Below are 12,291 nucleotides of genomic sequence, written 5' to 3'. Positions count from 1 at the left end.
CGTTGACCTTTGGGGGATTAACCCAGTAAAGTTAATGCAGATATTTCACGGAATGCAATACTACACGCAAACTCCTACTCAAAAAAAATCCATTCATTCTATGCACTTTGCGGCCGGGTATTGATAGAGATTTAACCACTGCAATTCCCACCATCCATAAAAGGCAAAGTGCCTGACAATAAAACTGATACAATTGTTTTTCCCATGTTGATTTTGATTTCCTGTTCGATTCTTTTCATATCTGCGCTGGCACTGATCGTGTTGCGTGTGACCCAACAAAACTCACGCTATGCATGGTGGACGGCAATGGGCGGCGCCACCCTGACTACGATCAGTATATTCATCTGGCAAACTCAAATGCCTTTCAGATTAAATCTACTCGCCTGGCAGCCAGACAAATTATTCGTTAACCCGATCTCATTTCATGCGGATGGAATTTCATGGCCTCTGGCGCTCAGCATTGTCACGCTTACCCTGACCAGCATGCTCACATCTGTGGCAAGGCCGGGTGTTTCCAATTCCCTTAGCTGGGCTGGCAGTCTTGCGCTAGGCGGACTTGGATTAATGGCTGTTACGTCTGATAACCCACTGACTCTTGTACTGGTATGGGGTGCGCTGGATATCACTGAGCTTATTACGCAGATAACATCAGCAGACAGCGCAGCAGACAACGAAAAAATCGTTATTTCCTTTTCCACGCGCGCACTTGGAATTAGTTTATTGTTATGGGCGCATATTGTCAGTATTTCTCAAGGGGGTAGTTTCGATTTTCAATCAATTGCACCAATTTCGGGTTTATATCTTGTTGCCGCTGCGGGGCTGAGATTGGGTGTGTTGCCGCTGCATTTGCCTTATTCATCAGAATCCATATTAAGGCGCGGACTTGGCACATCACTTCGATTAATATCAGCAGCGTCAAGTCTCGTGCTGCTCACACACATCCCTGCTGTCAGTTTAAATTCCAATCTGACCCCATTTCTGCTTGGACTTGCGATTATGGCCGCGCTTTACGGCGGCTGGATGTGGCTGCGTGCACCCGATGAATTAACAGGCCGCCCCTATTGGATTATTGGTTTGGCTGCGCTCTCGGTCACATCGGCACTCAGCGGGAATCCATTAGGGGCTGTTGCCTGGGGATGCGCCCTCGTTCTGGTTGGAGGTGGGCTGTTTCTCGCATCGGTCCAACAACTTTGGCTAAACCGGGCCTTGCTCATTGGCGCGTGGAGTCTTTCCTCTTTTCCCTTTTCTTTAACAGCAAGCGCCTGGCTTGGCAATTTGGGCTTCTTCATTCCATTCGTTATTGCGGCACAAGCCCTGATCTGCGCAGGATTTCTTCGTCATGCCCTGCGTCCATCTGGACGAGATACATTTGAATCACAACCACGTTGGGCCCGCGCAGTATATCCAGCTGGTATTCTTTTTCTGATCACGGTTCAAATCCTATTGGGTTTTTTCGGCTGGGACGGCGCATCTCAAATCGGCGCATGGGTACAAGCCATTATCGTTTCAGTTTTGACGTTTGGATTAGCTTGGGCAACACCGCGTTTTCGAGTACTGAACCCGATCCGCGCACACTGGGTAAGTTCAACAACAACCTCCAGTCCAGATAGTATCTACAGTAATATATGGGGGGTGTATCGAGCTATTGGAAGGGTCAGCCAGTCCATAAATAGTACGATTGAAGGGGAAGGCGGTATTATGTGGACATTGCTTTTTTTGATTATCTTCATATCTTTATTAACACAAGGGCTTCCATAGAATGACCTCTGAAATCATCTCATGGATCGCAGTTGGGTTGATCTTCGCAGCCAGCACCGTCATGTTGATCAACCTTGACTGGCGCACAAACCTCGGTGCGCTGGCCATACTCTATCTCGCGGCTTTCTTGCTGATAACACATCACATGCCTTTTATAATGGCCTCTACAAAACTCATTACAGGCTGGATGGTGGTAACCGCATTGGGCATGACACGGTTGAGTTTACAAACTGTCGAAAATGAAAAAGGGGAATCCTTCTGGCCGCGTGGACAATGGTTCCGCTTGATCTTGATGTGCATTGTTGTGATCGTTACCATAGGGTCAACACCACGAATTGAAGCTATGATTCCCGGTCTTGGCTTACCGGTTATTGCTGGCGGGCTGATGTTGATCGGAGCAGGCGTTCTTCAACTCGGCGTAACTTCAAACCTGTTGAGTATGATCCTTGGTTTGCTTATCTTGCTGGCTGGTTTTGAAATTATTTATGCGGCTGTGGAAAGTTCGATCCTTGTAGCAGGTCTACTTTCAATTACCAGCCTCGGATTAAGCCTTACAGGTTCTTATTTAATGATCGCCGGTTCCTTTCCACATGATATGGAGGAGGAATTATGAGCGCACCAGTTCTGTGGATCGGTATTCCCTTTCTTTCCGGAGCATTGATCCTGCTCTTTTTACGCGAACGGATTTCCCCTCTCATCGGCGGAACAGCAGCAATGATTCTTGCGCTTATAGCGATGGCCATTCCGATCGATACCGCGCTGCTGCTTGGTTCAATATCAATAAAAATTTCTCCATCTATTGACTTCCTGGGACGCAGCTTTGCTCTTAACACCGCGGACGGCCCCCTGCTTGTGATCATATATGGCTTGGCCGCATTATGGTTCTTCGGGACGGAGGCCTCAGGCACCGCTAACCGTTTTGTATCTCTTGGCTTGATGATCGTGGCATTATTGACTGCTTCCATCGCAGTTGAACCTTTCCTTTTTGCAGCTCTGCTGCTTGAGATGGCTGCCATGTTAGTGATCCCCTTATTGGTACCGACGTACCAAAAACCCGGTCGCGGCGTGATCCGTTTCCTTATTTATCAAACGCTGGCAATGCCCTTCATCCTCTTTTCAGGGTGGATGTTGGCAGGCGTGGAAGCTAGTCCGGGCGACATCAATACTACGATACAAGCTGGAACAATGCTTGGTCTGGGTTTTGCCTTCTTGCTCGGAATTTTCCCGCTCTACAATTGGATTCCCCTAATAACCGAAGAAGCGCCGCCTTATGTAGCTGGATTCCTGCTTTGGGTACTGCCGACTTTCACAATTATCTTCGGACTGGGATTTTTAGATCGCTACACGTGGCTGCGCACCTCGCCACAACTTTCAAACGCCATCCAATTGGCGGGTGTATTCATGGTTGCCAGCGGCGGGATTTTTGCAGCCTTACAAAAACACATTGGGCGGATGATGGGATATGCGGCAATCGCTGAAACAGGCTTACTCATCCTTGCCATGGGATTAAGATCCGCTGAAATTGTAAATGTCACATTCCTTCTCTTAATTCCACGCGGATTGGAACTGGCAGTCTGGGCCCTGGCACTTTCGATCATGAAACGCAAAGCCTATTCATTGCGTTTCAGCGAGGTCAAAGGATTGGCGCGCAGCTATCCGATCGCCGCTTCGGCAATTATATTTGCTCACCTTTCGATGACTGGTTTTCCCCTTCTGGCAGGTTTTCCCCCACGGCTGGCCTTATGGCAGGAACTGGCGGGACAATCACTGGCGCTTTCATTTTGGTCCTTTCTGGGAATGCTTGGATTGCTTATGGGCGCGATCCGCACAATGGCTGTTTTCGTGACTGTCGAGGAAAATAAAGCCTGGGAGTTGAAAGAAACATGGGTGCAAATGCTCATGCTCGGGCTGGGTGTGATCGGTCTCTTCATCCTGGGAATTCTTCCACAAATAATACAGCCATTTCTCAAAGGCCTGCCCACTCTCTTCCTTCACCTGGGCAAATAAGCTGATTGAATGAGCGTGCTATAATTTCAATCATAATTTTTAACAAAAATATCGGAGTACAACATGGAATTCGAACAAATTATCAAGCGCCTTGAATGGCTGGATAAACAACAACGCGAGAATCAAGATACACTCACAAAAGTGAGTGCGCGCTTGGCCGCATTCGAAACCACGGTGGATGCCGTTTCGAAACAGATTAAACCGCTCAGCAAACAGATATCGGAAATCTCCCCCACTGCACAGCGTCTTGACCAATTTGAAGCGCTGCTCACAAAACAACGCAATGAATTCACAAAGCTGCTTGAAGAAAATGAAAAAGCGCAGGCGCTTGCCGAGAAGGAAAATGAAAACCGCTATAAGAATGAATTGATCGAGATCCAAAAATCGATCGTACAGGTCAAAGCTGCCACTGATCAGACGGAAATAAAAAAGCAGATCAAGGCGAGGGAAAACGAAATACAGCGGGTTCTAACCAACTTCAGCGATCTAAAAATGAAGGTGGATGAAGTCGTGCGGACAAAAGACGACGCAGTACACGCAGTCAAGGCGGTTGAAGAAACCCGCAAGAATGATCTTAAACGAATCGCCGATGTACAAGGTGAAGTGACCGCCTTGCGCAAACGCATCGACGAAAACCGCGATAAAGCCACCATAACCGCCGACGGGCTAAAAAATGTCGAGAATCGTTTTGCAAGCCTGCTCTCCTCAGAACAGGAACGCAAACAAGCGCAGGCGGCGTTCCTTGAACAACAGGCTATAGCGCAGATCAACCGTGACCGCGCCTGGAAAGAATGGAAGGAAAAATACGAATCCTTCATAAAAGAATCCGCGAACCTTGACCTGCATATTCAAAATCTCGATGAGGCTCTGCGCGGCGCAAAAAAAGCGCAGGAAGCGTATCTTGAACTCAACACAAAACTTGAACGCCGCATCAACGAAGTGACCGAAATGCAGCGTCTCGCGGAAGACCGTCTCAGACAGGAATGGGCAAGCTTCAAGGCAGACGATCAAAAACGATGGACTGGGTACAGCCTGTCAAACGAGGAATCCTTCCGCGACATTCGCAAGGATATTGCAAAAACGGAAGTGCGCTTCCCGCCGATCACCGATGCCCTGCAGGTCTTACAGGACCAATTGCAACAGACCACCGATGTCGCTGAAAAAGAATTGCAGGATCTGATGAATGTGGTACATGAATGGATGACATCCTATCAACGCATCATGGGGCACGGCAAGAAGACAAAAAAGTAAAACTATAAATCATGCGAGTTATCGGTACGGCAGGTCATGTAGATCATGGAAAATCCACGCTGATTGCGGCGCTCACGGGCACGCACCCAGACCGTCTCAAGGAAGAACAAGCCCGCGAGATGACCATTGAATTGGGTTTCGGCTGGCTCACGCTCCCGAACGGCGAAGAAGTGGGGATCGTGGATGTACCCGGGCATCGCGACTTCATCGAAAACATGTTATCAGGCATCGGGGGAATTGACGCGGCATTGCTTGTCATCGCCGCAGACGAAGGTGTCATGCCGCAAACAAAAGAACACCTCGCGATACTGGATCTATTGCAGATTCCCGCTGGCATCGTGGTTCTCACCAAAATAGATCTAGCTTCAGACCCCGCCTGGCTTGATCTGCTGGAAATTGACATTCGCGGCGCTCTTGGTGGAACCGTCCTGCAAGATGCGCCTATCATTCGAGTCTCAGCAAAAAATAAAACAGGACTTGATGCCCTCATCACAAGTCTCAGTAAAATATTGGAAGAAAAACCCGCGCGGCTTGACCTTAACCGTCCGCGCCTGCCCATTGACCGCGTATTCAGCATGAGCGGGTTCGGTACAGTCGTTACAGGCACGCTCCATGATGGTCATCTTTCCGTTGGCGACGAAGTGGAAATTTTGCCAAGCGGAATAAAAGGAAGAATACGAGGACTCCAAACTCACAAGAAGAAAGAAGATCGAGCCACCCCCGGGTCACGAACAGCCGTCAACATTTCAGGAGTGGACACAGAATTAATTAATCGCGGGAATGTAGTCGTCCACCCGAACCAATATCAAGCCACCCGAAGAATCGATGCGCGTTTTCGATTACTGAAAGATGCCGCATCTTCCCTAAAACATTCCAGCGAAGTGAAATTCTTTGTCAGCGCAAGTGAAACCATTGCGACATTACGTTTGCTTGGAACTGAAGAATTGCTACCGGGCGAAGAAGGCTGGATTCAACTTGAACTGCGTGATCCTGTCGTGGCTGTGCGCGGTGACAGATACATCCTGCGCCGTCCATCGCCAAGCGAAACACTCGGAGGCGGGATAATCATAGATCACCAGCCGAAAGGCAGGCACAAACGCTTTGACAAAAAGATTCTTAAATCACTTGAAGCGCTTGCTCAAGGCTCGCATGAAGATATCCTATTCGAAGCAGCAATTGCGCTTAACATCGCTTCAGTGAAGGAGATGGTCTCCAAATCACGTTTGGAGACTTCAATTGCAGAAAAGACGTTGAAGGAATTGATCAATACTGGCCAGCTCATTCTTTTGGAAGATGTTCCGCCGTCAATTTCGAGCAACGCTCTCGCCATTCCGCTTCCGCGCTGGAATGAATTGCAAAACAGTACGATAAACACGATCAATGCCTATCATATACAATACCCGCTACGTCGTGGAATTCCACGTGAGGAATTAAAAAGCAAGCTAAAACTCACGCCAAAAATATTCAATGCAGTCGTCAAGTTAAGTATTGTGAAGTCTATATTTATTGAACATGGCAACTTTCTCACTCTACCCAACCACGAGATAAAATTCAATGAACAGGACCAGATTAAAATTAAAGGATTGATGCGAAAGTTCGAAGCGAATCCATATGCAGGACCAAGTGTCAAGGAATGTCAGAGTGAAGTCGGCGAAGAAATTGTCAGCGCGCTACTTGAACTCGAAGAGTTATTTACTGTTTCACAGGATGTCATTTTTTGCAAAAAAGATTATGATGACATGAGAAAAAAACTTAGTGAACAGTTTCAGCATCAGGAAAAGATCACGCTAGCAGAAGTACGTGACCTTTTCAGCACCACCCGAAAATATGCCCAGGCGTTTCTTGAACATCTGGATTCGATCGGTTTTACCGTGCGGGATGGTGATTTTAGAAAGTTGAGGAAATAATGTGCGGCAGATTTACTCTTACAGTTGACCCAGCCGAATTAAAAGACGCGTTCGGAGATTATATTTTTCCTAATAAATTTTCACCACGCTTCAATATCGCACCGTCACAGCCCGTCCTCGCGATACCGAACGATGGCAAGAATACAGCTGATTTTTTCCTATGGGGGTTAATTCCATCCTGGTCGAAAGACCCGAGCATTGCGAACAAACTGATCAATGCGCGTGGTGAAACCATCGCGGAAAAGCCATCCTTCCGCGGCGGATTTAAATACAAGCGCTGTCTTATTTTGACGGATGGCTTTTACGAATGGAAAGCGGTTCAAGGTGAGAAAACAAAAACGCCTTATTTCATTCACATGAAAGATGGAAACCCATTCGCCTTCGCGGGGCTGTGGGATGAGTGGCAATCGCCTGATGGCGGCGTGCTGCGCACCTGCACCATCATCACCACCGAGCCAAATGAACTGATGTCAACTCTTCACAACCGCATGCCTGTGATCCTGGATCGAGCAGATTATTCTCAATGGTTGGATCCCGCACCTCGTGCAAAGCATCCCGAAAGCCTACTCCCGCTCATTCGATCCTTCCCCGCCGACAAGATGTCCGCCTACCCGGTTTCGACAATGGTCAACAGCCCAGGCAATGACCGCGCTGAGTGCCTTTTACCCGCATAACCATAATCGTTAACCGTCACACCTGTCCTTCCGCCGGAAGCAATCTCTCGCAATATAAAGAAGACTGCTTCACCGGAAAGTGATTCCTCCTCGCAGTGACGAAAAAAACATGACCAAACTCCTCATCCTCCTATCACAACGCTTTCCCGCGCTGGCATCTCGAGACTTTGCCATCTTCTGGGTGGGACATTTATTTTCGCTGATCGGCACCTCCATGCAAAATACGGCGCTGCCACTGCTGGCGTATCGGATCAGCGGCCGTCCCTTTGACCTGGGATTGATCGGTTTTGCGACGACCCTCCCCACTTTTTTCCTGGCCCTGCCAGGCGGAGTTTTGATCGAGCATGTCGATAAACGTAAAGCAATCATTTTTTTACAAACCATCATGATGCTGGATACACTTGTGCTGGCATTTCTCGCATTAGGCGGCACAATCCAGATATGGCAAATCGTTATCACGTCCCTCATCCTGGGTACGGCAAGCGCATTCGAGATCACAGCACGTCAAGCCATGCTGATCGAACTGGTTGGGCGTGAAGCACTACCGAACGCGATCGCTCTACAATCCACAGCCTTTAATCTATCCCGTGTGCTCGGCCCTTCACTTGTCGCGCCTATATTACTTTTATCTACAAAAAATGGAGAAGGCTGGGTCTTTTTGCTCAATGGGATTAGTTTTGGGGCAATCATTATCGGCTTATTTTTTGTGCACGCAAAATATAAAGCTCCTGTCATGCCGCGCACACGTTCCATTATGGAGGAATTTCGTGAAGGCACGCAATATCTCGTAAAGAATTCATCGGTGGGATTAATCATTGTCCTGGCGGCTACGATTGGTATCCTTGCCATGCCGATCACCCAGCAACTGCCCGTCGTTTCAAAAGACCTGCTCGGGCAAATTGGAGATACCAAAAGCGTTGTAGACCTGAGGAATAGTCTGCTTTACACAGCGCAGGGAGTCGGCGCATTGACAGCGGCTTTCTCCATCGCGATGAACAATACCGCGCGCTGGCGCGGACTTCGTTTGATCCTGGGAGAAGCAGCTTTCATTCTAGGGATGATCGCGATCCCTTTTTCGCATTCGTTGTGGCCAACCTTGATCATTATTGCATTGATGGGCTGGGGCGCAGTCACACAGCTCGCTACGATGAACACATTGATCCAATTACAGGTACCGGATAATTTGCGCGGACGTGTCTTCAGCATTTATCTTTGGGCGCTACAGGGAGTAGCGCCATTCGGCAGCCTGTTAATCGGCTGGATGACACAGGAATTTAGTCTTTCATACACAGCTTTGATCTGTGGAACTGTCTCGCTCGCCATTATTGGCGGAATTCAGGTATTTCAACCAAAAGTCAGGCAAGCGGCGGGTTAACGCAGGATTAGCGTTTGGCACACTCCTTGACTGTGATTTTTTGCCCATGTTATGATGAATAATATGCAAAAAGATTTTAAAGAAGAAACTCCAAGATCAGATATAAAACAGGATCAGATCCCCGCCCCCATCCATCGGCGCAGTCTATTCACGCGCTGGATGAACAGCCTCGTGCAAATGGGGTTGGGCGAATCATTATTGCGGATTGGAACAAATCTATTTTCCATTATTGCGATCGGGATCGTGATCATGCTGGTGCAGGCCTTTTACCGTCAGACGCCAAATACATTTTCAGGAAACAGTGCGCAGGCCTCAGGTCCCACGCCGACCGCTGTTGTTGCCGTCGGTTCAATTCCAGCAGTGGATGTGCCGGTGATTTCTGGAATTGCGCGCGGCGCGCAGATCCACACGAACATCCCTTCACGTCCAAGGGATGAGATCACAACGTACACCGTCCTGGAAGGCGACACGGTCTTTGGTATCGCGGAACGATTTGGCCTTGAACCGCAAACCATTTTGTGGGGAAATTACAATCTATTGCTGGATGACCCACATTCGTTGAATCCCGGACAAGAGTTGAATATTCTGCCAGTGGACGGCGTTTACTGGGAATGGCTTGGCGGTATTCCTTTTGGACAATGGGCAAATTTTTACGGCGTCACCGCGGCGGACATTATCGAATACCCCAGTAACAATATTGACCCAAACACTGTCGGCGACTTTGAAAACGCGAACATCAAGACCGGTACCTGGTTAATAATTCCGTATGGAAAGAGGGAATTTATTAGCTGGAGCGCGCCGCTAGGCGTGACGCGCGAAAACCCATCCTCAGCCCGCGTCATGGGCGAAGGCGCCTGCGGACCGATCAGCGGCGGGGCTGTGGGATATGGCGCATATATTTACCCAACAAATAAACATTATCTGTCAGGGTTTGATTATTCAGAGCAAACCAATCACCGCGGGATCGACTTGGCAGGCAATGAAGGCGAAGCTGTCTACGCTTCTGATGCCGGCGTGATCGTTTATGCGGGCTGGAATGATTATGGATATGGGAACATGATCATGGTCGATCATGGAAATGGATTCCAATCCTTGTATGCCCACTTGAGTGCGCTTAATGTCGGCTGCGGACAAAGTGTTGGGCAAGGCGAGGTGATCGGCGCGGTTGGATCTACAGGACGATCTTCAGGTCCGCATTTGCATTTTGAATTAATGGCTGGCGCGAAGGTAAACCCGTGGGATTATCTGCCGCCGCCGTAATGACTTGCCAAAGCATAAAGGCTATACTATAATCTTGGAACTTCTCCGGGCACGTAGCTCAGTTGGTTAGAGCGCATGTATCACACACATGAGGTCGGGGGTTCGAGCCCCTCCGCGCCCACAAAAAACTGTCGAAAGGCAGTTTTTTATTTCCCACACTTTGCAGATTCCTGATCCCATTTTCAGAGTAGATATAAATTAGCCGCTCGCTCAAAAGGTATAATGAACTCCACGATCATGCGAAGTTCATCCTTTATTTCACGTTCATCCCAATATCTTCTTGCATTTGGATTGATTGCCCTGGTGACAGGCATTCTGTTCACTCTGCGTGAAGCGCTTGATACTACGCTGGTTGCCCTTCTATATTTAATTCCGCTTGGGCTGATCACCGCGTATTTGGGACTTGGCCCCGGCATCACCAGCGCATTGACAACCTTCCTGACGTTCAATTATTTTTTTATCAAACCCTATTACACCTTCTCCGTTCATCGCCCAACGGATGTGGTGATCCTTGTCATATTTTTGATCGTGGCCATCGTGATCAGTCAACTGGTGGGACGCATGCAGGTCAGCCTTGCCGCTGCCAACGCGCGCGAACGCGAAGCCACGCGGCTTTACGAACTCAGCACCGCGCTGGCTGGCTTACACAATGATCATGCCATTGCCCAGATCCTTGCCAAACAGGTGCAGGAAGTTTCACAGGGCGAAGCAGTGGAATTAAGTGTTACAGGTGCGCAGCCTTTTTCTTTTTGCCTGCCTGAAACACATCAGCCGAATCGTCCGCCAGAGTGGGTTGTGCCTATCGGGGTGGCGCGAGGCGTACTCGGGGGAGATTCGGCTTTGGAGAGCGGCACCAGCCATAACGTCCAGTGAGAAGCGTTTATTCCAGACCTTTGCCAGTCAGGGAGCGTTGGCGCTTGAGCGGGCGCGGCTCGCACAGGCTGAGTCACGCGCCAGAGTCCTCGAAGAGAGCGACCATTTAAAATCCATTCTCTTATCTTCTGTCTCGCATGAATTAAGAACACCGCTTTCCACTATTAAAGCGGCCGCCTCAAGTTTGAGAAGTGATGATGTCCATTGGGATTCAGCAGCACGCCCTGAGTTGATCGCCGCGATCGACGATGAAGCCGACCATTTGAACATGCTAGTGGGCAATCTGCTCGATATGTCGCGCATTGAGTCTGGCGTACTAAAACCAAAACGTGAATGGAATATTTTGTCTGAGATCGTTGGAAGTGTTCTGGCGCGTATGAAACATTTAGCAGAGGAGCATCGCATTGAAGTGGATTTGCCTGAGAGTCTGCCGCTCATGCCCGTGGACTATGTCCAAATGGAACAGGTCTTTACTGAATTTGGTCAGCAACAGTGTAAGTATGCGCCTGAGAAATCTGTGATCTGTGTGCGCGCATTTGTGGAAGATGAGTCTGTGCATGTGGTGGTCAGCAATCAGGGGCCGCAAGTACCGCAGGAACATCTCGAAAGGATCTTCGATAAATTTTTCCGCATCACTGCTGCTGATCGAGTGACGGGTACAGGCCTCGGGCTTTCAATTTGCAAGGGAATTATTGAAGCGCATGGCGGGCGGCTTTGGGCGGAGAATATGCCAGACGGCCTGGCTTTTAATTTCACGCTGCCTTTAATTTGGGAAGGTGCATCACCTCCCAACCTGACAATGGATACGGAGACCGAATGAGCAACGCGCCGCATATTTTAGTCATCGATGACGAACCACAGATCCAGCGCGCCATACGAACCATCCTGACAGAAAAAGGATTCAAGGTTACAACTGCAAGCCGTGGTGAAGAAGGCCTTACTCTCGCTGCTACAAATGAACCCGACATCATCATCCTTGATCTGGGTTTGCCTGACATGGACGGTGTGGAAGTCTGTACACGTCTGCGCGAGTGGACTCAATGTCCGATCATTATTTTATCTGTGCGCGACAGTGAGCGGGATAAAGTTTCCGCGCTCGATAAAGGCGCGGATGATTACCTAACCAAGCCATTCGGGATCGAAGAATTGTTGGCGCGTGTGCGTGTGGCATTGCGTCATTCCGCGA

11 protein-coding genes and 1 tRNA gene are annotated in these 12,291 nt (G+C 49.0%); all 12 read left to right on the top strand.

Annotation, left to right across the window (positions count from 1 at the left end):
* Positions 1 to 204 precede the first annotated feature (204 nt).
* Positions 205 to 1,758, top strand: coding sequence for a hypothetical protein (locus tag IPL17_RS09505; RefSeq protein ID WP_345306849.1), 1,554 nt, complete (start codon positions 205 to 207; stop codon positions 1,756 to 1,758).
* Between the two features lies 1 nt (position 1,759).
* Positions 1,760 to 2,371, top strand: coding sequence for a hypothetical protein (locus tag IPL17_RS09500; protein ID WP_345306848.1), 612 nt, complete (start codon positions 1,760 to 1,762; stop codon positions 2,369 to 2,371).
* The gene (locus IPL17_RS09495) at positions 2,368 to 3,765 is read left to right on the top strand and encodes a proton-conducting transporter membrane subunit (RefSeq protein WP_345306847.1); all 1,398 of its coding nucleotides are present in this window, start codon (positions 2,368 to 2,370) and stop codon (positions 3,763 to 3,765) included. The genes IPL17_RS09500 and IPL17_RS09495 overlap by 4 nt, the downstream gene beginning before the upstream one ends.
* Before the next feature lie 63 nt (positions 3,766 to 3,828).
* The gene (locus IPL17_RS09490; RefSeq protein ID WP_345306846.1) at positions 3,829 to 5,016 is read left to right on the top strand and encodes a hypothetical protein; all 1,188 of its coding nucleotides are present in this window, start codon (positions 3,829 to 3,831) and stop codon (positions 5,014 to 5,016) included.
* A gap of 11 nt (positions 5,017 to 5,027) precedes the next feature.
* Positions 5,028 to 6,923, top strand: coding sequence for a selenocysteine-specific translation elongation factor (gene selB, locus IPL17_RS09485; protein WP_345306845.1), 1,896 nt, complete (start codon positions 5,028 to 5,030; stop codon positions 6,921 to 6,923).
* The gene (locus IPL17_RS09480; protein WP_345306844.1) at positions 6,923 to 7,597 is read left to right on the top strand and encodes an SOS response-associated peptidase; all 675 of its coding nucleotides are present in this window, start codon (positions 6,923 to 6,925) and stop codon (positions 7,595 to 7,597) included. The genes selB and IPL17_RS09480 overlap by 1 nt, the downstream gene beginning before the upstream one ends.
* A 109-nt stretch (positions 7,598 to 7,706) precedes the next feature.
* Positions 7,707 to 8,972 (top strand): MFS transporter, encoded by a 1,266-nt coding sequence (locus IPL17_RS09475; protein ID WP_345306843.1) that lies wholly within the window; start codon positions 7,707 to 7,709, stop codon positions 8,970 to 8,972.
* A 63-nt stretch (positions 8,973 to 9,035) separates the two neighbouring features.
* The gene (locus IPL17_RS09470) at positions 9,036 to 10,232 is read left to right on the top strand and encodes a M23 family metallopeptidase (protein WP_345306842.1); all 1,197 of its coding nucleotides are present in this window, start codon (positions 9,036 to 9,038) and stop codon (positions 10,230 to 10,232) included.
* A 47-nt stretch (positions 10,233 to 10,279) separates the two neighbouring features.
* Positions 10,280 to 10,353, top strand: a tRNA-Val gene (locus tag IPL17_RS09465).
* Between the two features lie 101 nt (positions 10,354 to 10,454).
* The gene (locus IPL17_RS09460) at positions 10,455 to 11,105 is read left to right on the top strand and encodes a DUF4118 domain-containing protein (RefSeq protein WP_345306841.1); all 651 of its coding nucleotides are present in this window, start codon (positions 10,455 to 10,457) and stop codon (positions 11,103 to 11,105) included.
* A 37-nt stretch (positions 11,106 to 11,142) separates the two neighbouring features.
* The gene (locus tag IPL17_RS09455; RefSeq protein ID WP_345306840.1) at positions 11,143 to 11,925 is read left to right on the top strand and encodes an ATP-binding protein; all 783 of its coding nucleotides are present in this window, start codon (positions 11,143 to 11,145) and stop codon (positions 11,923 to 11,925) included.
* On the top strand, positions 11,922 to 12,291 hold a 370-nt coding region (locus IPL17_RS09450; protein ID WP_345306839.1), incomplete at its 3' end, for a response regulator. The genes IPL17_RS09455 and IPL17_RS09450, both read left to right, overlap by 4 nt.

Source organism: Candidatus Villigracilis saccharophilus (assembly GCF_016711665.1).
The sequence above is the reverse complement of the archived record's forward strand: the minus strand, read 5'-3'. Positions and strand labels throughout refer to the sequence as shown.

Bases quoted from the DNA above. Each gene is read 5' to 3' on its own strand.
- IPL17_RS09505 (WP_345306849.1), top strand. From the start codon at position 205: ATGTTGATTTTGATTTCCTGTTCGATTCTTTTCATATCTGCGCTGGCA.
- IPL17_RS09500 (WP_345306848.1), top strand. From the start codon at position 1,760: ATGACCTCTGAAATCATCTCATGGATCGCAGTTGGGTTGATCTTCGCA.
- IPL17_RS09495 (WP_345306847.1), top strand. From the start codon at position 2,368: ATGAGCGCACCAGTTCTGTGGATCGGTATTCCCTTTCTTTCCGGAGCA.
- IPL17_RS09490 (WP_345306846.1), top strand. From the start codon at position 3,829: ATGGAATTCGAACAAATTATCAAGCGCCTTGAATGGCTGGATAAACAA.
- selB (WP_345306845.1), top strand. From the start codon at position 5,028: ATGCGAGTTATCGGTACGGCAGGTCATGTAGATCATGGAAAATCCACG.
- IPL17_RS09480 (WP_345306844.1), top strand. From the start codon at position 6,923: ATGTGCGGCAGATTTACTCTTACAGTTGACCCAGCCGAATTAAAAGAC.
- IPL17_RS09475 (WP_345306843.1), top strand. From the start codon at position 7,707: ATGACCAAACTCCTCATCCTCCTATCACAACGCTTTCCCGCGCTGGCA.
- IPL17_RS09470 (WP_345306842.1), top strand. From the start codon at position 9,036: ATGCAAAAAGATTTTAAAGAAGAAACTCCAAGATCAGATATAAAACAG.
- IPL17_RS09460 (WP_345306841.1), top strand. From the start codon at position 10,455: ATGAACTCCACGATCATGCGAAGTTCATCCTTTATTTCACGTTCATCC.